The following is a 23,688-nucleotide window of genomic DNA, read 5'->3' on the forward strand; positions in this document are numbered from 1 at the left end:
GAACCAACGCCTGCGCGAGAACCCCCAGCTGCGCTATCAGCGCAACTTCTAAAATGGAATCACTTGACGGTGAAACCCCTTCCTAGTATACTTGAAGTTGAACCGCATAAAGTGCGCTCGCCCTGCGAAGAGGGGAGTCGGTCCCTGAAGTCAAGGGGGGGTCAAGAAGGCTCTCAGGGGACCTATTGCCTTAAAAAGGCAAAGGTTCCCTTTTTATTTACCGGAGGGGGAGGTGGCGAATTGGAAAAGCGTATCGGGGTGGTGGGAATCATTGTAGAAAACCGCCTAGAGAACGCTCCACGGGTAAACGCTATCCTCAGCGAGCACGCCCGCATGATCCTGGGGCGTATGGGCATACCTGATCAGGAAAGAAACGTGGGCCTCATAACTTTGGTAATCGAAGGCACCACCGACGAGATCGGAGCTTTAACCGGCAAGCTGGGATCAGTGCCTGGGGTTGCAGTTAAGACGGCGTTGGCTCCAGCCAAAGGAGAGAGGAAAGCGTGATCGAATACCGATGGGAAAAAGATAGCCTAGGGGAAAAAGCCGTACCTAGAGACGCCTACTACGGCATCCACGCCTTGCGCGCCCAAGAAAACTTCCCCGTGTCGGGGCAGAAACCACACCGGGAGCTCCTCTGGGCTCTGGGAGTGGTGAAGCAAGCGGTAGCCGCTGCCAACACCGCCGTAGGGCTTCTCCCCCCCGAGAAGGGAGAGGCCATCCAGCGAGCAGCCGCGGAGTTCGCCGAGGGGCGCTTCGATGACCAGATCTTGGTGGACGCTTACGCCGGAGGGGCGGGCACCCCGCTTAACCTGAACGTGAACGAGGTAATCGCCAACCGGGCCCTAGAGCTACTGGGCCAAGAAAAGGGCTCGTACGATATCATCCACCCCCTGGAGCACGTGAACCTTTCCAGCTCGACCAACGATGTATTTCCCACCGCGGTTAGGATAGCGGCCATCCGCATGGTGCGCCGTCTGAGTCAGGCCATGGCCCGGCTCCAAGGAGCTCTTCAGACCAAAGAAAAAGCGTTTGCTGCTGTTCTCAAGGTGGGGCGCACTGAAATGCAGGACGCCGTGCCCATTACTCTAGGGCAAGAGTTCGGCGCCTGGGCCGAAGCGGTAGCGCGCGATTGGTGGCGCTTGTACAAGGCGGAAGAGAGGCTGCGTCAGGTCAATCTGGGGGGAACGGCAGTGGGCACCGGGCTTAACGCTAGCCGACGCTACATCCAGGTGGCGAACGAAAAGCTGCGCGAGCTCACCGGTTTTGGGGTGGCCCGGGCCGAAAACCTGGTGGAAGCCACCCAGAACACCGATATCCTGGCTGAGGTGTCGGGACTGGTAAAAACAGCCGCCGTCAACCTGGCTAAGATAGCTAGCGATCTGCGTTTCCTGAGCTCCGGACCCCGGGCCGGCATCGGAGAGCTACGCTTACCCGCCGTCCAGGTGGGTTCCTCCATCATGCCTGGCAAAGTTAACCCGGTAATCCCAGAAATGGTAACGCAGGTAGCCATTCAGGCGATGGCCAGCGATGTATCTGTGAGCCAGGCCTGCGCTTGGGGGAACCTAGAACTCAATCCCTTCTTGCCCCTGATAGCCCATAATCTTCTGCACTCCATGGAGATGCTGAGCAATGCCGCTACCCTTCTGGCCGAGCGCTGCGTGGCCGGCATTGAAGCCGACCGAGAGCGTTGCGAAGACTTGCTGCACCGGAGTTGCAGTCTCATAACCGCTTTCGTCCCTTACATCGGATATGAGAAGGCAGCCGAGATAGTTCAACAAGCGCTGGCCACCAACCGGCGCGTAGAGGAGGTGCTGCTACAAGAGAAAATCTTTACCCCGGAGGAAATAGCAGCTATAACCGCGCCCGCAGAAGTAACTTCCCCGGGAATAGCCGGGGTGCGCTTCATAGCGAAGCGAAAAAAACTATTTAATTCCAAGGAGGGTGAACCCCATGGCTCTAAATCTTAGCGAGAAAACCTGGTTAGAGAAGCGCCTGGAGATGATTCAAAGATACGAAGAAGAAGAGAAGCGACAGGACTTCATTAACGAGTCCGAAATATGGCATATTTTGGAGAGAAAAGCCCATTCCGAACCTTCTGAGGTGCGGGAAGTCCTAGCTAAGGCCCGCGAACTTAAGGGTCTATCGCCCGAAGACACTGCAGTGCTGATTAGCATTCGGGACCCCGAACTTCTGGAGGAGCTCTTTGCCACTGCCTTTTGGATCAAGAACCAGGTCTATGGTAACCGGATCGTGCTCTTCGCCCCGCTTTATGTCTCCAGCCCTTGCGTCAACAATTGCGTCTATTGCGGTTTTCGCCATACCAACGAAGCGGTAGAGAAACGCACCCTCACTATGGAAGAGCTGGCCCAGGAAATAAGGGCCATCACCAAGGTAGGGCATAAGCGGGTTCTGGCCGTGTTTGGCGAGCACCCCGACAGCGATGCCGATTACATCTGTCGTTCCCTGCAAACTATCTACGCTACCAAGCACGGGCGGGACGAAATCCGCCGAGCTAACGTCAACGCCGCTCCTATGACCGTGGAAGAATTCCGGGCCATAAAGGACATGGGTATCGGAACTTATCAGATTTTCCAGGAAACTTACCACCACGAAACTTTTCGCCGGATGCATCCGGCCGGCACCCTAAAACATTCCTATAAGTGGCGTCTTTTCGCTTTGCACCGGGCCCAGGAAGCCGAGATCGACGATGTAGCCATCGGGGTGCTCTTCGGCCTTTTCGACTGGCGCTTCGAGGTTTTGGGGTTACTCTACCACGCCATCGACTTAGAAAGGGAGTTCGGCATCGGGCCGCACACCATTTCTTTCCCGCGCCTGGAGCCAGCCCTGAATACTCCCTTCACCACCGGCTCTCCTTACCTAGTTAGCGACGAAGAAATCAAAAAGATTATAGCCATTCTGCGTTGCGCTGTTCCCTACACCGGTTTGATCCTCACGGCCCGGGAACGGCCAGAGTTGCGTCGGGAGTTGATCAGGCTGGGAGTGTCGCAGACTGACGCCGGCTCACGCATCGCCGTCGGTGGCTACTCCGAGATGGAAAAAGAACATATTCTGGACCGGCAACAATTCATGATTAACGACACGCGCAGCCTGGATGAATTCATCTACGATCTCTGCCAGGATGGGTATATCCCTTCTTTCTGTACGGCGGGTTATCGAGCCGGACGGACTGGATGCCACTTTATGGAATTTGCCAAAAAGGGGTTGGTCCGGAATTTCTGTATCCCCAACGCTATCCTCACCTTTAAGGAGTATCTATTGGACTATGCTTCTCCTCGCACCCGGGAATTGGGCAACCAGGTAATCGAACAGTATCTCCAAGAAGTTGAAAGCCGCTTGCCGTACATAGCGGCCAAAGTGCGGGAATACCTGAAGCGGATGGAGGAGGGAGAGCGTGACCTCTATGTCTAAGTCCCGGGCCGAGCAAATTGTAGAAGCGGCCGGAAAAGCACCGGAATTGACCGGAGCGCTGCAGAAGGCGGCCGAAGCAGCGTGTCAGCTCTTCGGCCTGCCCAAGCTTTACTTTGCTCAGGCCATAGGACGGCGTATGCACCACCTGGCCGCTTACGGCGAAGAGACCTATCTGCCAGCGGTAAAAGAGGAATTGGGCTATAACTACTACGTCTTTCTGGAGGGGGCCGAGCGTCTAGACCCGGAGCTAAGGTCCGAGCTCCTGGCCGCCTTCCGCCAGATAGTAGAACTCTACGTGGACAAAAGGAGAGAAGGTCGATGAGCCTCAACGCCACTCCCCGAGGACAAAGATTGCATATAGCTCTTTTCGGGCGGCGCAACGCGGGTAAGTCTAGCCTTATTAACGCTTTAACCGGCCAGGAAGTAGCCATTGTCTCCGATGTCCCCGGCACTACCACCGACCCGGTGGCCAAGGCCATGGAGATCCTCCCCCTAGGACCGGTGATGGTCATAGACACTGCTGGCTTGGACGATGTGGGAGAATTGGGAACTCTAAGGGTCAAGAAAAGCTTTGAAGTGTTAAACCGCACCGATCTGGCCCTGCTGGTCATTGATCCGGCTCAGGGTTTCGGCTCCTATGAAGAGGAGGTGTTGCGGCGCTGCCAGGATCATCAGGTGCCGGTACTCACCGTGGTAAACAAAATAGATCTTTTCCCCGAAGTCACTCGGGACGGATGGAGCCAGCAACTCCCGGCAACCACAGTATTCACCAGTGCCCTCAAGCACCAGGGGATAGAGCAGTTAAAGCAATTGATTATCCAATACGCGCCCAAAGATTGGACCAGACCAACCATAGTCGGGGATTTGATCCAACCGGGGGACTTTGTGGTATTGGTCATCCCCATCGACAAGTCAGCCCCGAAAGGCCGGCTTATCCTCCCGCAGCAGCAGGTGATCCGAGACCTTATCGACAATGACGCCATAGCCGTGATGGTCAAAGAGAGAGAGCTCCGCCACGCGCTAAGCAGCATGGGGGTGAAGCCGCGCTTGGTGATCACCGACGCCTCGGCCTATCTCAAAGCCGCTGCCGACACTCCACCTGATGTGCTCTTCACCTCTTTTTCCGTCCTTTTCGCCCGCTACAAGGGAGATCTGGAAACATTGGTGCTGGGCGTGAAGGCAGTTAACCAGCTGCGCCCAGGCGATCGGGTGTTGATCGCCGAAGCTTGCACCCACCACCCCATCGAGGACGATATCGGGAGGGTCAAAATACCGCGCTGGCTACAAGCTCAGGTGGGCGGCGAACTCCACTTCGATGTGGTGGCCGGCGGGGGACCGCTGCCGGAAAATCTGGCCGACTACCGGCTGGTGGTGCATTGCGGCGCCTGTATGCTCAATCGCAAGGAGATGCTGGCCCGGCTTATGCAGGCCCGCCGGGCCGGGGTTCCCATCGTCAACTACGGGGTGCTAATGGCCCACATTCACGGGGTGCTGCCCCGCGCCCTTTCCCCCTTCCCCACTCTGCAGGCGTTGCTGGAACCGAGCCAGGAAGAAGTGGAGCTGGAATTGGAGTTCCTACGCCAGGTAAAGAGGTGAAGCCATGCAGCCTGTACAAAGCATAGAAGAACTGGTGCAGCGGGCTCTCTCGAGCTCTCCCTGGGAGCGAGAGGAAATGCTCTGGTTCCTGCGCGAAGATGAGGGAAACGAGCTCCTCCGCGCAGCGGCTGACCGGGTGCGGGAGAAGATTTTCGGGCCGGTGGTTCACCTGCGGGCCATTATCGAGTTTTCCAACTTCTGCCGCAACAACTGTCTTTACTGCGGGTTGCGCCGGGATAACCGGCGCCTAGCCCGCTATCGCATGAGCGAGGCCGAGTTATTGGAGGCAGCAGCAGCCGCCGTCGCTCAGGGCTTCAAAACCATAGTCCTGCAGTCCGGTGAAGACCCACTCTGGCCCCCCCAACGCCTGGCTCCGGTGGTGCAGGAGATCAAAAGTCTAGGAGTGGCCGTCACCCTCTCGGTGGGAGAACTGACCTACGAGGACTACGCCTTGCTCCGCCGAGCCGGTGCTGATCGCTATCTATTGCGCCACGAGACCAGCGATCCCGAGCTCTTCGCCCGGCTCAAGCCCGATAGTTCGCTGGCTCGACGCCTACAATGCCTGGCGTGGCTGAAGGATCTGGGATACGAAACCGGAGCCGGGTGCATGGTAGGCCTGCCGGGTCAGAGCATGGAAAGTATAGCTGAAGACATTCTGCTGATGAAAGAGCTGGAGGTAGAGATGGCGGGAATAGGCCCCTTCATCTCCCACCCCGACACTCCTCTGGGCCAAGAACCGCCCGGATCACCCCTCTTAGCCCTCAAAGTCGTGGCCCTCGCCCGTCTCCACCTCCCTTACTCTAACCTGCCGGCTACCACCGCTGCCGGTGTGGCCCAAGAGCGAGGCAGAGAAGCAGCTTTAACCTGGGGTGCCAACGTCGTTATGCCCGATGTCACCCCCCACCGTTACCGTCTGCTTTACCAACTCTATCCGGGTAAAGCCGAGGTCGATGCCACGGCCAATGCCTTCGATCACTGGCAGCAAAGGTTGCTGGAGCTGGGGCGAGAGGTGGGAAAGGACCTGGGCTTCAGCGCTCGCTCCTCGAGCGCTTCCGCGGCTGTCGGTCCGGATCAATCGGCTTGAGGATGGAAGGTCGGCTGTGCTGAATAGCCACCGGTGGGCGGACGAGCACGCTCTTAAAACCCTCGAGATTGAAAGGAAACAAAGGCCACAAATAAGGCACGCCAAAAGAGCGGGTGGAAGCCAAAAAAACGAAGGCCATCAAGCTACTGAAAGCGAAGCCCGGCAAGCGGAAAATCCCGGTAGCTACCAAGATAAAGAGGCGCAGCAGGCGGTTAGCTATGCTCAATTCGTACGAAGGGGTAAGGAAAGTACCGATAGCCGCAGTGGCCACGTAAAGAGTCACCTCAGGGATAAAGAGTCCTACCCGAGCCGCCATGTCTCCCAGCAATACGGCAGCGATAATTCCGGTGGAAGTGGCGATAGGACTGGGAGTGTGAATGGTAGCCATGCGGATCATATCGATGGCTACCTCTCCCAGTAAAAACTGCACGAACAGGGGCATGGAGCCCAATTTCTTGGGCCCAATAAACTTCAGCTCTGGAGGCAAAAGACCCGGCTTCAAAGCCAGAAGCAGCCAAAGTGGAGTGAGAAAGACGGAGAAAAACACTCCGAGAAAGCGAACCCAGCGCAAGTAAACCCCCACCGAAGGGCTTTGTCGGAATTCCTCTGCGTGCTGCAGGTGGTGAAAAAAAGTGCAGGGCAAAATAATCACACTGGGAGAAGTATCTACCATGACAAGCACGTGCCCGTCTAGCAGGTGGGCGGCCGCTACGTCGGGACGTTCGGTATAGCGCACCCGGGGAAACGGGTTCCAAAAGTTGCCCGGAACTATTAGCTCCTCCACCGTCTTCTCGGCCATAGGCAGGCCATCGATATTGATGCGCTGAATTTTCTCCCGCACGCTATCTACTATTTCGGGATTAGCAACGTCGTCCAAATAAAGCAGAGCGATGTCTGTTTGTGAACGCGCCCCAGCAGTAAGATGCTCCACCCGCAAGCGGGGGTCTCGCAGGCGGCGACGCAACAAAGCGGTATTGTGCACTAGCGTTTCCACAAAACCATCGCGCGACCCCCGGGTCACCTTTTCCAAATCTGGCTCTTCCGGCATCCGGGCCGGGTACTGGCGCACATCGATGGCAATGGCGCGCGTTTCGCCGTCAAGGAGCAACACCGCCGGCCCACTCAAAGCGGTGTTGATAACTTGCTCCAACGTATCCAGTTCCTGGACTTCACCGTAAATCACATGCCGGTAGAATAGCTTGGTAAAAGCAGCAATGCTTAACTCCTCCGGCGACAAGCGGGCGAACTCGCGCATGATGAGGACTAATGGGGTGTCCTTGGCAAAAGCGTCCACGAAAAGAAAGACTGCCTGGCGCCGGCCGATCTCAAAGCGGCGCTGGATAAGATCGAAATTCTTCTTGAACGCCAGGCGTCGATCTAGTTCCCGGAGGTTGCATTCCAGATTTTTAGCAATAGGAGTGCAGCGTGCTTCCAAGCCAGTCTCTCCTTTCTAACCCTTGGGGCGGAAGAACAGCGCGGCAAAGTAACCGAACACCACCGCTGCGGTCAACCCGGGCGCGGCCGCCGCTACTCCTCCCTGAAAAACACCCATCAAACCGGAACGCGCTGCCCCCTTTATAGCTCCCTGGGCCAGCAAATGGCCAAAGCCGGTAAGTGGCACTGTAGCCCCTGCCCCGGCAAAGCGCACCAGCGGCTCGTAAAGTCCCAGGGCGCTAAGAATAGCTCCAGTAGTTACCAGACCTACCAGCACATGCGCCGGCGTCACCTTATGACTGGTAAGATCCATGCATAGCTGGGCAATAACACAAACGATCCCACCCACCAGAAAGGCCTGCACGAAGATCATATTGCTTCCCCCTCACGCTTCCAGGGCCACCGCGTGCGCCACTGCCGGAATAGTTTCTCCTTGCTTGCTGGTGACGGGGCTCATAAGCGCCCCCGTACCTATTCCCAGCACCCGGCGCAGACGGCCAGCCTTCAGCTCTTGAAATACATAACCGCAGGTGACCAACGCCGGGCATCCGCACCCACTCCCCCCCGCATGCACGTCCTGCTGCTGGCGGTCGAAGATCATGAGCCCGCAGTCGCGGTGTCGCTCGGCGAGTTCGTATCCGTACTCGCGGGCTAGAAGCAAGAGAAACTCGCGCCCGTAATGACCCAGATCGCCCGTAAGAATGAGATCGTAATCTTCCGCCCGGCGGCCCAAATCACTGAGATGGCTGACTATAGTATTGACCGCAGCCGGGGCCATGGCGGCTCCCATGTTCATGGGGTCAGTGCTCCCCAGGTCTGTCACCCGCCCGACGGTAACATGGGTCACCCTGGGTCCCTCTCCCTGGCGTCCAAGCAAGACCGCTCCCGCCCCGGTCACGGTCCACTGAGCCGTGAGCGGGCGTTGGCTACCGTGCTCGGTGGGGAAACGGAACTGCCTCTCCGCAGTGGAGTAGTGACTGGAGGAGCCTATGAGGATGTAATCGGCGAAACCTCCGTCGATAAGCATAGAACCCAGGGCCAAACCTTCGTAAAGGGTGGCGCAGGCCCCGTAAAGGCCAAGGTAGGGAATGGCCAGGGAGCGGGCAGCGAAATTGGCCGCCACGATCTGATTCAGCAGATCTCCGGCCAGTAAGTAGTCAATTTGCTCTGGGAGTAATTGAGCCTTGCTTAACGCCAGCTGGAAAGCCTCTTCCAGCAAGCGCCGCTCAGCTTTCTCCCAACTGTTTTCACCGCAATAGGGGTCCTCGATTACGCGGTCGAAGGTGGGACGCAGTGGCCCTTCCCCTTCTTTGGGCCCGGCCACCGCAGCCGTAGCCAGTAACACCGGTGGAGAAGCCAGCGCCACCGTCTGCGTGCCCACTTTTTTGGGTGCTGGCATAAGCGTTCCTCCTTAGCTGGCCAGCGGAGGGCGAGGTCCTAAAAGGTAATAAATCAGACCGCTCAGCCAGGCAGTAACGATACCGAAAACCAGGATGGGGCCAGCTACGGCGAATAGCCTGGCTCCCACACCCAGAACCAAGCCTTCAGTACGAGCTTCCAGCGCCGGTGCCACCATGGCGTTGGCAAAACCAGTTATGGGCACCAGCATCCCGGCGCCAGCGTAACGAGCCAGTTCATCGTAGTAACCCAGGCCAGTGAAGAAAGCGGCCAGGAACACCAGAACGATGGAGGTGGCTGTGGCAGCATCGGTGAAGCTCAAACCCGCGCGTTGCCAAAGGTTTATTCCCGCCTGCCCCATCAGGCAGATAAGCCCCCCGGTAGCAAAGGCCCAGAGGCAGTTACGCCATACCAGGGGCCGGGGTACGGTCCGGTTGACCATTTGCTGGTACTGGCGCTTCTGAATCTCTAGCGGCTGGCTAGGATCGAAGACCCGCATTTCCTCACCTCGCTCACTCGACGTAGGCCACTTTAACGTTGGCCTTGTACTCCTTGATAACCCCTTCTTCAACGTTAGCGGTAAGGTTCAATAACTCTACCCCGGTCACCCGGCCCAAGGTGCGCGAGGCCTCGCTAACCGCCACCTGCACCGCTTCCCGCCAGCTGTGCGGTGACTCCCCCACCAACTCGGCCACCTTAACGTGCATCTCTTTTCTCCTCCCTTGCTCGCGAAAATAATGGCGTCCACTTCTATTCTGGCTAGCCTTGCCCGCCTCTATGCGAACCGGATTCGGTGCCAGCCACCTCGCTCTTGCCCCGGGGCTTTCCCTTGTCTTTATTTCGCCGCGCCGAGCGGGCCGGACCGCCTGGAGGCTATTAGCGAGCAGATTGAGGCCGCTACACCCCTTCCCTATAATAGAACAATAAGCATCAACCGGGAGGGACTGGTGCTGTCACGTTCTAGTTCGCTATTTGCAGCTCTCTACCATCGCAATTACCGCCTGTACTGGACGGGTCAGCTGATCTCGGTCAGCGGCACCTGGATGCAACAGGTGGCCCTCTCCTGGCTGGTACTAAATCTGACCCGTTCCGCTTTTAAGCTAGGAGTAGTGGGAGCAGCTCAGTTCTTGCCTGTACTGCTTTTCTCCCTTTACGGGGGGGTGCTGTCCGATCGCTTCCCCAAGAAAACCCTTATTCTGTTCACTCAGAGCGGCATGATGCTGCTGGCTTTTCTTCTAGGTCTGCTGGTGGTGACGGGTAAAGCTTACTACGAAGCCCTGGTTGCCCTAGCCTTTATTCTGGGATGTTTTAACGCCGTGGATATGCCGGCCCGGCAATCCTTCATTCTAGAGCTAGTGGACCGTTCCACCCTGATGAACGCTCTTGCCCTGCACTCGGCCCTCTTTAACGGAGCCCGGGTGCTAGGACCAGCCTTGGCCGGAGCGGTGCTGGCCCATTGGGGCACGGCGGCTTGTTTTTTCCTTAACGCCGCCTCCTTCCTGGCCGTTTTGATCCAGGTGGCCCGCATCGATGTGTGGGGTTATAGCCGCGCGGCTAACAACACCGTGACGCTTCGAGAACTCCGTCACACTCTAGCCTATGTTAAACGCACTCCCCAGCTCCTTTATCCCTTGATACTGCTAGCTTTATTCAGCACCCTAGCCACGAACTTTAATGTTCTGATCCCTGCCCTAGCCCGTCTAACTCTGCATGAGGGCGCGTCCCAATACGCCTGGTTGCTGGCCGCGCAAGGATTAGGAGCAGTCATGGGGGGAATTTTTCTGGCCTGGTTGAGCTGGCAGGGTCCCCGGCTGGCCTGGATGGTAACGGGAGCTCTGGCCCTCTGTTTGCCTCAGATCCTTCTGGCGGTATGGCCCACCTACCACTCGGCCCTTTTACTGCTTTGCGCCGCCGGTTGGGGAATGGTAGTACTTAATAGCACCATTAATACTAATTTGCAATTAAACGCCCGCGACGATCGTCGCGGGCAGGTTATGAGCCTCTATATCCTGCTATTTGTGGGAACCTCACCTGCGGGTAATCTCTTAGCCGGAGCCATGGCACACCACTGGGGAGTCCCCTTGGCTTTCGGTTTAGGTGCGAGCCTAGCACTAGCCAGCGGCACAGCCGCGATGGCTTTTTGGAATAGAACTCGAAGAAAGGCGGCTAGTTCATAGCCGCTTCTTTTCTCTCCTTTTGCTGCACCACCGGTTTAGCCGCTTTGTGTCCACCCAATGTGTACACTGCCACCCGCTCCTCTTTCTGGATGGCCGGAACTGCGTGGGTGTCCTGGAAGGCGATGATTCCTTGGGGACAAACCTCAATACACATGCCGCAGTAAATGCACTTGTAAGGATCGTAACGACGCTTGATAAGGCGCCCGGCACTCCTTCCCTCTCCCTCGGAAGTTGACGCCACTTCCAAGCGAGGTCCCACTTCTACCCTAATGGCTCCTACCGGGCAGACGCGCTCGCAGCGGCGGCAGGTCATACATTCCTCCACCGTAAATACAATTCCTCCCCGCGTACCGGGAAAGGGAGCCCTTTTCTCTTCCGGGTATAGGCGAGTCACCGGAGGCTTGAACAAATTACGCAACACCACGCCCAGCATTTTCATGGATTTTCCTCCATCCCTTGTGAAAAGTTTAACTATAGCTCATTTAAACCCTTACTAAAATTGATAGCAGCTGCCGCGGGCGTTGGCAATGTCAGCTGCCATACCTATCCGGTGGTAATAGAAAGCAAGACACCGCTGCCGAGCTTTGCCGGCAGATTTAAACTGAAATGCGCGGAGAAGTTAGCACTAGCTCCTCCGCGCCGCCTTTAGTTGATAGTTTATTCGCTAAGGCTAGCTTAGATCTCTACCACATAGCGGATATCGCAAACCCCAGCTGGGCAATAGCGATCCCGCAAATGCGCCGCGAACTCCTCGTCGTAATTTTCAAGAGCGTCTTTGACAATCCTGGCCCCTACCCGCGCCGCGGGACAATTCTCCCCCTGTAAGACCTGCTCGGCCACCTTAGCCAGCTCCTGCAACAAGGCCAAATCTCCCTCGCCCCGGCTTATCTGGCGCAGAAGCGCGTGCGCCCGAGGCAGCTGCTCCCGACAAGCGCAGCACTCACCGCATTGCTCCTGCATGGTCAGCCCCAGGTAATAAGCGGTAAGATCCACAATACAGCGTGGCATGGCTCCGCCTGAACACATGCGATTTCGCCTCCCGTCCTTTCGCTGAAATCATTTTAAACCTTGGCCCTTATCCGTTGCAAGGCCAAACGCGCCGCTTCCACCGTGCGGGCCACGTCTTCTCTGGTGTGGGCCAGAGAAAGAAACCAAGCCTCGAATTGTGAAGGCGGCAAGTACACCCCTTGCTCTAGCATGGCGTGAAAGAAAGTGGCATAGGCCGCGGTATCCGCTTTAACCGCCGTGTTAAAATCTTGAACCGGTTCGTCGGCAAAAAACAAGGTTAACATAGAGCCCACACGATTGACCTGCCCCGGAACCCCGGTTTCGTCCAAAGCTGAGCGTATTCCTTCCTCCAGCTCCTGCCCCAAGCGCTCCAGATAATCGTAGACCTGGCCCTGGCTCAGCACGTCCAGAGTAGCTATCCCCGCCGCCATGGCCAATGGGTTACCGGAGAGGGTACCGGCCTGATAAACCGGCCCGCTGGGTGCTACCAATTCCATGATCTCCTTCCGCCCCCCAAAGGCCCCCACCGGTAGCCCCCCGCCAATGATCTTGCCCAGACAGGTGAGATCAGGCGTAACCTGGTAGCGCTCCTGAGCTCCACCGTGAGCCACCCGGAAACCGGTGATCACCTCATCGAAAATAAGCAGAGCTCCGAAAGCGCGGCACAAGTCTCTAACCCCTTCCAGAAACCCCGGCCGAGGTGGTACCACTCCCATATTTCCCGCCACCGGCTCCAGGATCACTGCCGCTAACTCTGAACCGTGCTCCTGAAATATGGCTTCTACCACAGACAGGTCGTTAAAGCGAGCCACCAAAGTCTCGCTGGCCACGCCTAAAGGGATCCCGGGGCTGGTGGGTACCCCGAAGGTCAGAGCTCCCGAGCCGGCTTGGATAAGAAACGGATCGGCGTGCCCGTGGTAGCAGCCTTCAAATTTCAGCACTTTAGGGCGGCCGGTGTAAGCCCGCGCCAAGCGCACGGCGCTCATTGTGGCCTCGGTGCCCGAGTTAACCAGCCGCAGCATCTCTATCCCTGGCACAGCGGCCACTATGCGGCGAGCCAGTTCTACTTCCAACGGGCAGGGAGCTCCGAAGCTGGTTCCTCGAGCTGCCTGTTGCGTCAGTGCCTCCACTACTTTAGGGTGAGCGTGCCCCAGAACCAACGGACCCCAAGAGCCAACATAGTCGATATAAGAACGCCCATCAACGTCGTAGATGCGCGCCCCTTCCCCGCGCTCCAAAAAAAGAGGCGTACCGCCCACCGCCTTGAAAGCTCGCACCGGACTGTTTACCCCTCCAGGCAGGTAACGCTGCGCCTCCTCCCATAGCCGGGCCGATAGCCCCTCACTCAAGGTCTTCGCCCCCTTCCTCAGAAAAATACTGGGGATTGGAACGCTTGAGTTCCTGGGTGCTAAAGAGCACCAGGAAGTCGCTGATTCCCACCGCCGCGCTTAGGCGATGAATGATCTCCCAGCACTCTTCGCGGCTCAAGCGGTGTATCATGGTGTAGAGATTGTAAGGCCAGTCCGGAGCGGGTAGGCGCTCGTAACAATGAGTGACTTCGGGGAAAGAAGCTAGTTTTCGTCCCACTTCTTCCACCCGCTCGGGCGGAACTCGCCACACCACCATGGCGTTAGCAGAAAACCCCACATGCTGCTGGCGTAAAGCAGCCGAAAGCCGCCGGATAACCCCCTGTTCGAGATAATCCCTTACTCGTTCAAGCACCTCTTCTTCGCTCATATCCAATCGCCGAGCAATTTCGGCGAAAGGGCGAGAGGTGATGGGGAAATTATTCCCCAGCTCCAGTATCAGGCGCTGTTCCTGTTCGGTCATGGTCTCCCTCCAGATCGAACTTTACCCTTATTTTGAAAATGCGGCGGGCCGGCAGATTAAGAGAACGCTGGATGCCAGTTTTAGATTTTATTTCCTGTAAGATCTGCTCAATCCGCTCGGACGAAGGGGCCAGAATGGTGAACCAAACGTTGTAAACTTCGTGCTCCCGCACATAATTGTGCGTCACCTCAGGATAGCTGTTGATGACCTCAGCCACCTCCGGAATCCGCTGCGGGGGTACCGAGAGAGCGCAAAGAGTACCCGTGTAGCCTATCTTACGGGAATCGATGATGGCTCCCAGACGTCGGATCACTCCCTTATCCTTCAGCTCATTTAAACGAGCCAGCACCGCCTCTTCCGACATCCCCACCTGCGCCGCCAATTCCTGAAAGGGCTTCGGAACCGGAGGAAAACCCTTCTGTAAAGCAGCCAACAAACGGCGATCGGCAGCGCTCAAAGTTCCAGCTTGCTTCGGCATAGCAATGCTAGCCTCGCTTCCCTGCCTGGTAAAGACACCAGGGTTCTTCGGCCATGTAGTCGCCGTAGTAATAAAGGGCACGCGCTCGACAGCCACCGCAAATATCGTTATAATCGCAGCTACCGCATTTACCAGTGTACTCCCGGCTGCGTAGCCGCTGGAATATAGGCGCCTCCTTCCATATCTGAGAAAAGGGTGTTCGTCGCACATCGCCCGCTGGCAGATTAATGTAAGCGCAGGGTTGCACCACTCCCACCGGACTTATCAGGCAGTAAGCAATCCCCGCCAGGCAGCCCCGACCGAAGCGATTTTCCAGCCCCATCTGCCTAGCAATGCGCTGGAATTGGGGAGCGCAAGTCGGCTTAACTTCGATCTGGGCCTCCGCGCCTTTGAGCAACAGGCGGCGGAGCAAGCGCTCGTACTGTTCCGCTTTGATGGAGGCTTCAGCCAAATTGACCGCGCGGCCTGTGGGAACCAGGAAAAAGACGTGATGCCCAATGGCCCCCCGGCTCACCGCAAAATCGGTGATCCCCTCTACCTCTTCGTAGTTAAAATCCATAACCGTGGTGTGGATCTGAAAGGGCAGCCCCGCCTCCCGACAAGCTGCCATTCCCTTAACCGCCGCCTCCCAAGCCCCGGGCACTCCCCGGAGCCGGTCATGCTTCTGAGGGTCTAGACTGTCAAGGCTTATTCCGGCCACGGCGAGACCAGCGGCGCGCAACTCCCGAGCCACCGCGGCATCGATAAGGGTGCCGTTGGTTCCCAGCACCGGACGCAGCCCTAGAGAGCGAGCATACCCGATCAAGGAGTAGAGATCGGGTCTCAGAAGCGGCTCTCCCCCGGAGAAAATCATGATCTTAAAGCCCGCCCGGGCGATCTCCTCCAAAAGCCGGCGCCCTTCTTCCTCACTGAGCTCCCCTTCCTGCTTAGTGCCAGCATCACGGTAGCAATGCTCGCATTTTAGATTGCAGGCATTAGTCACATTCCAAGAAATGATCACTTGGCATCTTCCCCTTTCCCCTACTCCGCCAGCCAGCGGGCCGCTTCGCGCGCATGGTAACTGATGATCACGTCCGCCCCGGCACGCTTTATGGCCGTAAGCGCCTCCAGGACCGCCGCTTTCTCATCCAGCCAGCCAAGCTTGGCTGCTGCCTTGATCATAGCGTACTCCCCGCTAACGTTATAAGCCGCCACCGGGCGGTTGAAAGTGTCTTTTACCTGCCGGATGACATCCAGGTAAGCCAGCGCTGGCTTCACCATCACTATGTCGGCTCCTTCTTCTAGATCTAGTTCTACCTCCCAAAGGGCCTCGACGGCGTTGGCTGGGTCCATCTGGTAACTCCGGCGATCCCCAAAGCGGGGAGCGCTTTCCGCTGCCTCCCGAAAGGGACCGTAGAACGCCGAGGCGTACTTGGCGCTATAAGCCATGATACCCACCTCGGTGAACCCAGCCGCGTCCAAAGCCTCGCGGATGGCGGAGACGCGGCCGTCCATCATATCCGAGGGAGCGACCAGATCAGCCCCGGCCTCGGCATGGGTCACCGCCACCCGAGATAGCAGGGGAAGAGTGGGATCGTTTAAGATTTTCCCACCTTCCACCACTCCGCAGTGGCCGTGGTCGGTGTAGGAGCAGAGACAAACGTCGGTAGCCACCACCAACTGGGGGTAGCGCTCCTTAACTGCCCGGACCGCGCGGGGCACCACCCCCTCCTTATTCCAGGCTTCGCTCCCTTGGGGGTCCTTCCGCTCGGTGACTCCGAAAAGCAATATACCCGGTAGCCCCAATTCCAGCACCTCGGCTAGTTCTTCCAGCAACCGGTCCACCGAGTACCGGTAAACTCCTGGCATAGACTCCACTGGGACTTTCACTCCCTCCCCCTCGACAACGAAAAAGGGGAGCAAAAAGTCGTTCACATTAAGTTCGGTTTCCCGAACCAGGCGCCGCAGAGCAGCGGTCCGCCGCAAGCGGCGCGGCCGGTAATAAGGATGATTCAAGACCTTCCCTCCCCACTAGCATAATAGGCTACCAGAGCCGCTACCAGCCCCGGCACGGTGTATTCCTGCGCCTCCACTCCCACACGCAGGCCCGACGCACGAAGGGTCTGGCTGGTCACCGGGCCAATCGAGGCTATCAGCACCCGGCTCAAACATTCTCTGGCCTCCGCCCCCAGCCCCTCCAGCAAAAAGCGAGCGGTAGAAGAACTAGTGAAGGTCACTACGTCCAGAACTCCGGCCACCAGGAGTTGCCGAGCCAGCTTCAGCCGCTCCCGCGCGGGTAGTATGCGGTAAGCCACCACCTGGGTCACTTCGGCTCCCGCTGCCAGCAAGGCTTCCTCCAACACTGGACGAACCCGGTCGGCCCGGGGAAGTAGCACGCGCTCCCCCGCTTTCACCTGGGTTACCAGGTGAGCAGCCAGTTCCTCCGAGCGGAAGGCTGGGGGCAAGTCTGCGGTGATCAGCCCCCTGGCCTGTAGAGCGTCCGCCGTGGCCGGCCCTAAAGCGGCGAAGCGGGCCTGGCGGAAAGAACGTAGATCCTGCCGCCTCTCCCGCAAGCGGTCGAAAAAGAACTCCACTCCGTTAGCCGAGGTAAAAATCACCCAGTGGTAGCTGTCAGCTCGATCCATCGCCTGGTCGAGCGGGGTCCAGTCGTCTGGGGGTTCTATCTTTATCACCGGGCATTCGACAGGTTCTCCACCCAAGTCGGCTAAAAGCCGAGAAAGGCGCGAAGCCTGGTGTTGCGCTCTGGTCACCATGATGCGCTTTCCCGCCAATGGCCCCCTGGTAAACCAGGCCAGCCGGGAAGCGAGCTCAACCACCTTCCCCACCACCACTACCGCAGGGTTGGCCAGGCCAGCTCTCTCTACCTCCGCAACCAATTGGCGCAAAGGAGCCTTCACCTCCCGCTGCCGACCGGTGGTTCCCCACTGGATTACCATCGAGGGCGTCTCCCCCGACATCCCCTCTTCCAGCAGCTTCCGGACTATCAGAGGTAGGTGAACCATGCCCATAAGAAAAACCAGCGTGCCCCCCTGCACCAGGCTGGGCCAGTTGATCCCGGAAACGCTTTTTTCTGGATCCTCACTCCCGGTAGCCACCGTGAAACTGGTCACGTACCCACGGTGGGTGAGGGGAACCCCGGCATAAGCCGGTGCCGCCACAGCCGCCGTCACCCCTGGAATCACCTCGAAAGGCACTCCGGCCTCAGCCAACGCCTCCGCTTCCTCTCCCCCGCGCCCGAACACGAAGGGGTCCCCACCCTTAAGGCGGGCCACTATCTTCCCGTCCCTCCCGTATTGCACCAGCAGGCGATTGATTTCCTCCTGGTTGAGGGCGTGTCTTCCTGGCTCCTTGCCTACAAAAATAAGTTCCGCCTCTGGACAGGCATGGCTTAAAAGGGCCGGATTTACCAGGCGGTCGTACACCACTACCTCGGCCCGGGACAAAGCTTCGACTCCTTTAAGGGTAATAAGTCCCGGATCACCGGGACCGCCACCCACCAGATAGACTTTTCCTCGCATACCCAACCCCCATCAGACTCAATCTAGCTAAGCCCTCTCTAACAACTCGCGAGCTCCTTCTCGAAGGAGGCGCTCGGCCAGTTTGGTTCCGAGCTCTTCGGGATAAGCAGCGTCCCCCACCTCTTGTCCTCTGATCACACGCGTACCATCCGGAGACGCCACTAGCCCCTCCAGCAAAAGTTCTGCACCTGCCGGCTTCGCCAGCGCCGCCACAGGAACGTGACATCCGCCTCCCAGCCAGCGCAGGAAAGCGCGCTCGGCGGTTACCTGCAGATGGGTCACCGGATCATCCAATGTCATTAGCACCTTACGCAGCTCCCGGTCCTGCTTCCTCACTTCCACTCCAATGGCTCCCTGCGCCACCGCTGGCAGGCAGACGTTATGGGGAAGCGCTACCGCTTTACCGGACAAATCCAGCCCCAGACGCCTAATCCCGGCCCAGGCTAGCACGGTGGCCTCGCACTCCCCTTGAGCCAGCTTGCGTAAGCGTGTGGGAACGTTACCTCGCAGAGGGACAAAGTTCAAATCCTTCCGCACCGCGCGAAGCTGAGCCTGCCGCCGCAAGCTAGAGGTTCCTATCCTGGCACCGGCAGGCAGATCTTCTAATCGCCATCCCGCTGCCGACACCAGAGCGTCCCCCGGATCTTCCCGAGGGAGCACAGCAGCGATGCAGAGCTCCTCCGGTAAATCGGTGGGCAAATCCTTGAGGCTATGCACCGCCAGATCGATAGCGCCTTCCTGCAACTGCCGCTCGAGTTCCTTGGTAAAAAGTCCGCGATCACCTATGGCAGGAAGGGCTAAATGGGCCACTTGATCGCCGGTAGTTTGGATTTCAATTACCTCGAAAATGTGCTCCGGCCATCTCCGCCGCAGCAACTCCACTACCTGCCGCGTCTGCACCAGGGCCAACTCGCTCCCCCGCGTGCCAACACGCCAGCAACGCTCACTCTTCTTCATTCTTTCAGTTGCTACCTCCGCTACCGCACTCGCTCTCGGTCGCCGCCTCCCGCTCCAGATCAAAGAGTTCCTTCAGAGTCCCAGCGTAAATGTGGCCCCGCGTGGTGAGGGCCATTTCCTTCAAACGCACCACCGGAGCGTGCAGAAGCTGGTTAACAAGACTATTAGCCAGAGAAAGGATGATCTTTTGCTGCTGAGGCGTTAGCGGACCCAAGCGGTTAAGAGCTCGCTTTAACTCCCGCTGCTTGATAGTCTCTCCGCGCTCCTTAAGAGCAGCTATAACGGGGACCACTGCCCGCTCGGCTTGACGCTGCAGGAACTTGTCCACCTCATCCTCAATGATGGCTTCGGCCTGAACCGCAGCTTGACGGCGCAACGCGTAATTTTCGTCCACCACTTTTCCCAGAGCATCGATATCATAAAGCGCCACTCCCGGCAGCAGACCCACCTCCGGATCCACATCCCGGGGCACCGCTATGTCGATGAGGAAGATCTTTTTGCCCGCCCGCCGCCGCATCACCTCGGCCATGGCCGGGGCGTGGATCACATAATGAGTCGCGGCCGTACAGCTAATCACAATATCGGCATCCAGCATCCGGTCATACAATTCTTGAAAGCGCACCGCCCGCCCGCCAAAGCGATCCGCCAGTTCCTGGGCGTGATCGAAAGACCGGTTGGACACGATTACCCCAGATACCCCGCTGTCCACCAAATAGCGCGCCGTAAGCTCCCCTATTTTGCCTGCTCCCACTACCAGTACCGTGCGTCCGGCCAGACCACCCAGCGCCTGGCGAGCCAGTTCCACCGCCGCCGAACTCACCGATACGGGGTTGCGGTCGATTCCCGTCTCGGTACGCACCCTCTTTCCCACCGCCAGAGCTTGCTGAAAGAGAGCGTTAAAATAGCTTTCGGTAGCTCCCGCCTCCAGGGCCAGGTGGTACGCGTCGCGCACCTGGCCCATAATTTGCGTCTCACCCAGGATCATCGAATCCAGGCCGGCAGCCACCCGGAAGAGATGACGCACACAGTTACGCTCAGTGTGAGCGTAAAGGAAAGGTTTGAGGCTGGACTCGAATTCTACTCCCGTCCACCGAGAAATCACCTCTATAACCGCGGTGCGGGCCACCCCCTTCGAGAGCAGCAAGTAAAACTCGGTGCGGTTACAGGTGGAAAGCAAAACCACTGCTTCGACTCCCGACCTGCATTTCAACTCCGCCAATAATTCCCGGGCCTGAAGCGGCGTGAAAGCGAAGCGCTCTCGCACCCTTACCGGAGCCGTCCGATGGTTAAGACCCACCACTATCAAGAACACGCTGCACCAGCTCCTTTGCTCGGTTAAGGTCGTTAGCTTCCAGGGCCTCCACAACAGCCGGACTCGCCAACGCAGCCAGCACCCGTTCCTTTTGATCTCCTTCCAGCTGCAACCATCGGGGACGGAGATCACCCAACCATTGCAAAAAACCTTCCCACGCCGGAGGCAGGTGATCTTCCAGCCATCGACGTAGAACTCGCGCCAACGCCGGGCTTTTTCCCTGAGTGGAGATAGCCACCAACAAATCACCCCGGCGCACCACCGCCGGCACGAAAAAATCGCAGCGTTCCGGCGCATCTGCCACGTTAACCCAAATACCCTGCATCCGACACTCGCGAACCACAGCTTCGTTGGTGGCACTGGAGTCGGTAGCGCTTACCACCAGCAGTGCTCCTGCCGTGTCGCCCGGTTGGAACTCCCGCGCCCACCATTCTATTTTACCCTCCTGGACCCATCGCTGGAGCTCAGGGGTGAGCTTCGGGCTCACTACTCGAACTTTAGCGCCGGAGGACAATAAGCCAGCTACTTTCCGGGTAGCCACCGCCCCTCCGCCCACCACCAGACAAAGCTTATCCTCCAAGCGCAAAAAAACCGGGTAAAGCATGTTCCCTTCTCCTAAAAATGATATCAAAAACTGCGTCGGATAACGAACTCGGCAATTTGTTCCAGGTAGCGACGTTGCGGGATGGGAGGGAGAGGATTAATGTAACTCAAAGCCTTACTGGCGAAAGCACGAGCCACCTGCAGGCTAAAGCTTATCCCGCCAGCATCACTCACTATAGCAATAGCCTCCCTAACCTCAGACTCAGTCTTACCCCGCGAACAGAGAATCTCTTTCAAGCGCCAGCCCCGATCACTTCGGTTCCAGGCGTAAATTACCGGCAAGGTAGCGATGCCCTGACGAATATCCCCACCCACCGCCTTGCCCAGCACTCGCTCATCCGCCACCAGGTCCAGCACATCATCCACCACCTGGAAAGCCATGCCCAAAGCCAGGCCGTATCCCCGCAAAGCCCGAAGGATCGTAGGAGGAGCCTGGCAAGCTCTGGCCCCTAATTCGCAAGCAGCACTAATGAATAAAGCCGTCTTGCGCCGGATGCGCCGGAAATAGCGGCAGGGGCTTTGGCCAGGACTAAAGCTTTCCCGTTCCTGGGCGAACTCCCCCGAACACATGGCTAGGCAAACTTCCGCCAACTTCCGAGAGATCGCCGAATCCTCGTAAGCAGCCACTAGTTCGATAGCTTGGGCGAAAAGCACATCCCCCACTTTGACGGCCGTTTCTGATCCCCAGCGGAAGTGAACTGTAGGGATGCCTCGCCTTGTCTCGGCCCCATCAATCACATCATCATGAACCAGCGTGGCCATGTGAATAAGTTCCACCGCCACCGCCAGCGGCAGCACCTGGGACCAGGAGTAAGAGCCAAAGCGCGCGCATAACAAGACCAGGGCAGGGCGCAAGCGCTTGCCCCCTGCCGCCAAAAGATGAAGCGCCGCCTCGCGCAGAGGCGACGGGTTAGCCATCAATACCCGCCTGATCTCTTCCTCTACGGCGGCCAATTCCCCTTGCAGATCTCCCCAGAAGCGCAAAGCATACCTGCCCCCCTAATAGGGTTTATTCGCCTTTCCGGCCCCGAAATCCTGCCGCGCTATGCTTTTAAAATTAAGTATCCGCTTCGGAATCCTGGTGGGGGCGCGGGTCCTCGTACCAGACTCCTTCTTCCCGCTTCACCACCCTGCCCTTTACCTCTTCCCCCTCTTCCAACTCGGAGGAAAGGGAGTGCTGGGCCACATCTTCCCACACCTCCTCCGGGCTGTAACCTTGCTCTTCCCCCTCGCGCTGCATGGGGATACCCAGCACCTCCTCCTCCACTGGGCGAAGACGCCGCTGCGACTCCTTTTCCCTCCGGGTCTGGCAGAGACGGCAGAGCGTGGTGTGCGGCAATGCCAAGAGCCGCTCAGGAGGAATGGAAGCTCCGCAACGCTCGCAATAGCCATAGGTACCCATCTCCAAACGCTGCAGGGCATTACGCACAGCCTGCAGCTGCAGCAGCATCGCCTCGCGCAAAGCCAGATCCTTGGAGCGCTCGAAGAGCTCACTGCCCAGATCAGCCGGGTGGTTATCGGCCAGGGAGAGCTCCCCCGTGGCCTCGCGCAATGACTGCCGCTCACCCTGGAGCTCGGCCTCTAACTCCGCCTGCTCCCGGAGCAATCGGCGGTACAGACTTTCGCGGGTCACCTCGTCTAACAAAACCCTCACCTCCTTAGTAAAGATGCATTTCCACCATGCGTACAATATCGGCGATGAAACGTCCTATCCCCGGAAGGTTAGCCGCCACCACCAGCCGCAGCGCGTAGAGAAGCAAGCTGCTCAGCAAGGCAAAGCCCAGAGCTATTCCTACCCCCCGAGCCAATCCGGAGATAAAATTAATGTACATCAGGCGCCAAGGGTGTTCTAATAGCCTCACATACTCTGCCAAGCGCATCTTCTCCACCTGGAGAGCTAACTCCCGCACTCTCCGCTCCAAACGCGCCAGCAAGCCGGCCAGACGGGCGGTTTCTCCGGGCAGCATTTGTTTATTCTCCCCCAGCCACCAGCACCTTACGCCCGGGAGCCAACTCGGGGATGAGAAAAACCCGCGGATCGGTAGACAAAACGCGCACCAAGCGACCCTCCCCCGGCCCGGTGAGTTCCACCAGCACCGGAACGCCTTTGTAGGAAACCAGACGCCGGGATGGCACCTGCTTCTCCTCCCACACCAACTCTAAAGGCAAAAGAGTATAAAGCACCGCCCTCAACTCCTAGCCTGGCAGGAAATGAGTTGGCGCAATTTGCTAAGCGCCTCCCGCACCCCTCCCACCTCGTTGATGAGACCGCATTTCACCGCTTCCCTACCCACCAGCACAGTGCCCACGTCCCGCGCCAGCTCCCCCGAGCGGAACATCAGTTCACGCAATCGCTCCTCTCCGATTTGCGAGTATCGCACCACAAACTTAATCACTCGGTCCTGCATTTTTTCTAGATACTCCCAGGTTTGTGGCACGCCTATTACTTGCCCGGTAAGCCGAATAGGGTGAATCGTCATGCTAGCCGTTTCCGTGATAAAGGAATAGTTGCAACCAACCGCAACTGGAACCCCTATGGAGTGCCCCCCGCCTAAAACCAGGGAAACTGTGGGTTTGGAGAGAGAAGCCAGCATCTCAGCGATGGCCAAGCCCGCCTCCACATCTCCACCCACCGTATTGAGCAACACCAGCACTCCCTTCACCTCTGGGTGTTGCTCTAGAGCCACCAATTGCGGCAGGAGATGCTCATATTTGGTAGTCTTATTTTGGGGAGGCAGAACCAGATGGCCTTCAATCTGCCCCACAATGGTGAGGCAATGAATGTCGCTGGTCGAGGGAAGCGGTACAGTTGTTCCCGTTTCCAGCAGCTGGGCCAAGGCGGCCTTTTGCGCCTCGGGCAA

28 protein-coding genes are annotated in these 23,688 nt (G+C 58.1%); 7 read left to right on the forward strand and 21 right to left on the reverse strand.

Features of this window, described 5'->3' with window-relative positions; genetic code table 11:
* Positions 1-240 precede the first annotated feature (240 nt).
* From ACTLLP_RS06375 to hydE, 6 genes are read left to right on the forward strand one after another with little or no spacing between them, the layout of a single operon-like run.
* Positions 241-507, forward strand: a complete 267-nt coding sequence (locus ACTLLP_RS06375; protein ID WP_441058099.1) for a TM1266 family iron-only hydrogenase system putative regulator — start codon at positions 241-243, stop codon at positions 505-507.
* Positions 507-1,970 (forward strand): aspartate ammonia-lyase, encoded by a 1,464-nt coding sequence (locus ACTLLP_RS06380; RefSeq protein ID WP_441061686.1) that lies wholly within the window; start codon positions 507-509, stop codon positions 1,968-1,970. The genes ACTLLP_RS06375 and ACTLLP_RS06380 overlap by 1 nt, the downstream gene beginning before the upstream one ends.
* Positions 1,954-3,432: a [FeFe] hydrogenase H-cluster radical SAM maturase HydG gene (gene hydG / locus ACTLLP_RS06385; protein ID WP_441058101.1), complete on the forward strand. Its 1,479-nt coding sequence runs from the start codon at positions 1,954-1,956 to the stop codon at positions 3,430-3,432. Before ACTLLP_RS06380 ends, hydG begins: the two co-directional genes overlap by 17 nt.
* Positions 3,425-3,754 carry a hypothetical protein gene (locus ACTLLP_RS06390; RefSeq protein WP_441058103.1) on the forward strand — a complete coding sequence of 110 codons (330 nt, stop codon included), beginning with the start codon at positions 3,425-3,427 and terminating at the stop codon, positions 3,752-3,754. The genes hydG and ACTLLP_RS06390 overlap by 8 nt, the downstream gene beginning before the upstream one ends.
* On the forward strand, positions 3,751-5,028 hold the full coding sequence (hydF, locus tag ACTLLP_RS06395) for a [FeFe] hydrogenase H-cluster maturation GTPase HydF (protein ID WP_441058105.1): 1,278 nt from the start codon (positions 3,751-3,753) through the stop codon (positions 5,026-5,028). Before ACTLLP_RS06390 ends, hydF begins: the two co-directional genes overlap by 4 nt.
* A gap of 4 nt (positions 5,029-5,032) precedes the next feature.
* Complete coding sequence (gene hydE, locus ACTLLP_RS06400) at positions 5,033-6,112, forward strand: [FeFe] hydrogenase H-cluster radical SAM maturase HydE (protein ID WP_441058107.1); 1,080 nt, start codon at positions 5,033-5,035, stop codon at positions 6,110-6,112.
* Here the strand turns inward: hydE and ACTLLP_RS06405 are convergent.
* The 5 genes from ACTLLP_RS06405 to ACTLLP_RS06425 are packed head-to-tail and all read right to left on the reverse strand — an operon-like array spanning position 6,057 to position 9,651.
* Positions 6,057-7,547, reverse strand: coding sequence for a spore germination protein (locus tag ACTLLP_RS06405; RefSeq protein WP_441058109.1), 1,491 nt, complete (start codon positions 7,545-7,547; stop codon positions 6,057-6,059). The two genes, hydE and ACTLLP_RS06405, sit on opposite strands and share 56 nt — an antisense overlap.
* Before the next feature lie 15 nt (positions 7,548-7,562).
* The gene (gene spoVAE / locus ACTLLP_RS06410) at positions 7,563-7,919 is read right to left on the reverse strand and encodes a stage V sporulation protein AE (RefSeq protein WP_441058110.1); all 357 of its coding nucleotides are present in this window, start codon (positions 7,917-7,919) and stop codon (positions 7,563-7,565) included.
* A gap of 12 nt (positions 7,920-7,931) precedes the next feature.
* Positions 7,932-8,945: a stage V sporulation protein AD gene (spoVAD, locus tag ACTLLP_RS06415; protein ID WP_441058111.1), complete on the reverse strand. Its 1,014-nt coding sequence runs from the start codon at positions 8,943-8,945 to the stop codon at positions 7,932-7,934.
* 12 nt (positions 8,946-8,957) lie between these two features.
* Positions 8,958-9,443, reverse strand: coding sequence for a stage V sporulation protein AC (spoVAC, locus tag ACTLLP_RS06420; protein ID WP_441058112.1), 486 nt, complete (start codon positions 9,441-9,443; stop codon positions 8,958-8,960).
* A gap of 13 nt (positions 9,444-9,456) precedes the next feature.
* Positions 9,457-9,651, reverse strand: coding sequence for a dodecin family protein (locus ACTLLP_RS06425; RefSeq protein WP_441058113.1), 195 nt, complete (start codon positions 9,649-9,651; stop codon positions 9,457-9,459).
* A gap of 240 nt (positions 9,652-9,891) precedes the next feature.
* Here ACTLLP_RS06425 and ACTLLP_RS06430 point away from each other — a divergent pair, with 240 nt between their 5' ends.
* Positions 9,892-11,121 (forward strand): MFS transporter, encoded by a 1,230-nt coding sequence (locus ACTLLP_RS06430; RefSeq protein WP_441058115.1) that lies wholly within the window; start codon positions 9,892-9,894, stop codon positions 11,119-11,121.
* On the opposite strand, the gene ACTLLP_RS06435 is transcribed toward ACTLLP_RS06430, so the two are convergent.
* The 16 genes from ACTLLP_RS06435 to ACTLLP_RS06510 form a co-directional block, all read right to left on the reverse strand.
* Positions 11,111-11,560 (reverse strand): 4Fe-4S dicluster domain-containing protein, encoded by a 450-nt coding sequence (locus tag ACTLLP_RS06435; RefSeq protein ID WP_441058117.1) that lies wholly within the window; start codon positions 11,558-11,560, stop codon positions 11,111-11,113. The genes ACTLLP_RS06430 and ACTLLP_RS06435 overlap by 11 nt on opposite strands.
* Before the next feature lie 236 nt (positions 11,561-11,796).
* Positions 11,797-12,129, reverse strand: coding sequence for an NADH-ubiquinone oxidoreductase-F iron-sulfur binding region domain-containing protein (locus ACTLLP_RS06440; protein WP_441058119.1), 333 nt, complete (start codon positions 12,127-12,129; stop codon positions 11,797-11,799).
* Positions 12,130-12,182: 53 nt separating this feature from the next.
* Positions 12,183-13,478 carry a glutamate-1-semialdehyde 2,1-aminomutase gene (hemL, locus tag ACTLLP_RS06445; RefSeq protein ID WP_441058121.1) on the reverse strand — a complete coding sequence of 432 codons (1,296 nt, stop codon included), beginning with the start codon at positions 13,476-13,478 and terminating at the stop codon, positions 12,183-12,185.
* Positions 13,471-13,959, reverse strand: coding sequence for a siroheme decarboxylase subunit beta (gene ahbB, locus ACTLLP_RS06450; protein ID WP_441058123.1), 489 nt, complete (start codon positions 13,957-13,959; stop codon positions 13,471-13,473). The genes hemL and ahbB overlap by 8 nt, the downstream gene beginning before the upstream one ends.
* Complete coding sequence (ahbA, locus tag ACTLLP_RS06455) at positions 13,916-14,437, reverse strand: siroheme decarboxylase subunit alpha (protein WP_441058125.1); 522 nt, start codon at positions 14,435-14,437, stop codon at positions 13,916-13,918. Before ahbA ends, ahbB begins: the two co-directional genes overlap by 44 nt.
* 7 nt (positions 14,438-14,444) lie before the next feature.
* Entirely contained in the window at positions 14,445-15,437 is a 993-nt protein-coding gene (gene nirJ2 / locus ACTLLP_RS06460; RefSeq protein ID WP_441058127.1) for a putative heme d1 biosynthesis radical SAM protein NirJ2, read from the reverse strand.
* 20 nt (positions 15,438-15,457) lie between these two features.
* Positions 15,458-16,432: a porphobilinogen synthase gene (gene hemB / locus ACTLLP_RS06465; RefSeq protein ID WP_441058129.1), complete on the reverse strand. Its 975-nt coding sequence runs from the start codon at positions 16,430-16,432 to the stop codon at positions 15,458-15,460.
* Positions 16,429-17,955 carry a uroporphyrinogen-III C-methyltransferase gene (gene cobA / locus ACTLLP_RS06470; RefSeq protein WP_441058131.1) on the reverse strand — a complete coding sequence of 509 codons (1,527 nt, stop codon included), beginning with the start codon at positions 17,953-17,955 and terminating at the stop codon, positions 16,429-16,431. The genes hemB and cobA overlap by 4 nt, the downstream gene beginning before the upstream one ends.
* 27 nt (positions 17,956-17,982) lie before the next feature.
* Complete coding sequence (gene hemC / locus ACTLLP_RS06475) at positions 17,983-18,912, reverse strand: hydroxymethylbilane synthase (RefSeq protein WP_441058132.1); 930 nt, start codon at positions 18,910-18,912, stop codon at positions 17,983-17,985.
* Positions 18,913-18,916: 4 nt separating this feature from the next.
* The gene (gene hemA, locus ACTLLP_RS06480) at positions 18,917-20,224 is read right to left on the reverse strand and encodes a glutamyl-tRNA reductase (RefSeq protein WP_441058134.1); all 1,308 of its coding nucleotides are present in this window, start codon (positions 20,222-20,224) and stop codon (positions 18,917-18,919) included.
* A complete protein-coding gene (locus ACTLLP_RS06485; protein ID WP_441058137.1) occupies positions 20,199-20,828 on the reverse strand; it encodes a precorrin-2 dehydrogenase/sirohydrochlorin ferrochelatase family protein in 630 nt (209 codons plus the stop codon). Before ACTLLP_RS06485 ends, hemA begins: the two co-directional genes overlap by 26 nt.
* 23 nt (positions 20,829-20,851) lie before the next feature.
* Positions 20,852-21,811, reverse strand: coding sequence for a polyprenyl synthetase family protein (locus ACTLLP_RS06490; RefSeq protein WP_441058139.1), 960 nt, complete (start codon positions 21,809-21,811; stop codon positions 20,852-20,854).
* Between the two features lie 73 nt (positions 21,812-21,884).
* On the reverse strand, positions 21,885-22,472 hold the full coding sequence (locus tag ACTLLP_RS06495) for a TraR/DksA C4-type zinc finger protein (protein ID WP_441058141.1): 588 nt from the start codon (positions 22,470-22,472) through the stop codon (positions 21,885-21,887).
* A 13-nt stretch (positions 22,473-22,485) separates the two neighbouring features.
* Positions 22,486-22,794 (reverse strand): DUF5665 domain-containing protein, encoded by a 309-nt coding sequence (locus tag ACTLLP_RS06500; protein ID WP_441058143.1) that lies wholly within the window; start codon positions 22,792-22,794, stop codon positions 22,486-22,488.
* 4 nt (positions 22,795-22,798) lie between these two features.
* Positions 22,799-23,011: a YlzJ-like family protein gene (locus ACTLLP_RS06505; protein ID WP_441058145.1), complete on the reverse strand. Its 213-nt coding sequence runs from the start codon at positions 23,009-23,011 to the stop codon at positions 22,799-22,801.
* Between the two features lie 5 nt (positions 23,012-23,016).
* Positions 23,017-23,664 (reverse strand): ClpP family protease, encoded by a 648-nt coding sequence (locus tag ACTLLP_RS06510; RefSeq protein WP_441061688.1) that lies wholly within the window; start codon positions 23,662-23,664, stop codon positions 23,017-23,019.
* Between the last annotated feature and the right edge of the window lie 24 nt (positions 23,665-23,688).

Source organism: Desulfothermobacter acidiphilus, from assembly GCF_052073645.1.
GTDB lineage: Bacteria > Bacillota > Desulfotomaculia > Desulfotomaculales > Ammonificaceae > Desulfothermobacter > Desulfothermobacter acidiphilus.

Bases quoted from the DNA above. Each gene is read 5' to 3' on its own strand.
- hydG (WP_441058101.1), top strand. From the start codon at position 1,954: ATGGCTCTAAATCTTAGCGAGAAAACCTGGTTAGAGAAGCGCCTGGAG.
- ACTLLP_RS06390 (WP_441058103.1), top strand. From the start codon at position 3,425: ATGTCTAAGTCCCGGGCCGAGCAAATTGTAGAAGCGGCCGGAAAAGCA.
- hydF (WP_441058105.1), top strand. From the start codon at position 3,751: ATGAGCCTCAACGCCACTCCCCGAGGACAAAGATTGCATATAGCTCTT.
- hydE (WP_441058107.1), top strand. From the start codon at position 5,033: ATGCAGCCTGTACAAAGCATAGAAGAACTGGTGCAGCGGGCTCTCTCG.
- spoVAE (WP_441058110.1), bottom strand. From the start codon at position 7,919: ATGATCTTCGTGCAGGCCTTTCTGGTGGGTGGGATCGTTTGTGTTATT.
- spoVAD (WP_441058111.1), bottom strand. From the start codon at position 8,945: ATGCCAGCACCCAAAAAAGTGGGCACGCAGACGGTGGCGCTGGCTTCT.
- spoVAC (WP_441058112.1), bottom strand. From the start codon at position 9,443: ATGCGGGTCTTCGATCCTAGCCAGCCGCTAGAGATTCAGAAGCGCCAG.
- ACTLLP_RS06425 (WP_441058113.1), bottom strand. From the start codon at position 9,651: ATGCACGTTAAGGTGGCCGAGTTGGTGGGGGAGTCACCGCACAGCTGG.
- ACTLLP_RS06435 (WP_441058117.1), bottom strand. From the start codon at position 11,560: ATGAAAATGCTGGGCGTGGTGTTGCGTAATTTGTTCAAGCCTCCGGTG.
- ACTLLP_RS06440 (WP_441058119.1), bottom strand. From the start codon at position 12,129: ATGCCACGCTGTATTGTGGATCTTACCGCTTATTACCTGGGGCTGACC.
- ahbB (WP_441058123.1), bottom strand. From the start codon at position 13,959: ATGACCGAACAGGAACAGCGCCTGATACTGGAGCTGGGGAATAATTTC.
- ahbA (WP_441058125.1), bottom strand. From the start codon at position 14,437: ATGCCGAAGCAAGCTGGAACTTTGAGCGCTGCCGATCGCCGTTTGTTG.
- cobA (WP_441058131.1), bottom strand. From the start codon at position 17,955: ATGCGAGGAAAAGTCTATCTGGTGGGTGGCGGTCCCGGTGATCCGGGA.
- hemC (WP_441058132.1), bottom strand. From the start codon at position 18,912: ATGAAGAAGAGTGAGCGTTGCTGGCGTGTTGGCACGCGGGGGAGCGAG.
- ACTLLP_RS06485 (WP_441058137.1), bottom strand. From the start codon at position 20,828: ATGCTTTACCCGGTTTTTTTGCGCTTGGAGGATAAGCTTTGTCTGGTG.
- ACTLLP_RS06500 (WP_441058143.1), bottom strand. From the start codon at position 22,794: ATGCTGCCCGGAGAAACCGCCCGTCTGGCCGGCTTGCTGGCGCGTTTG.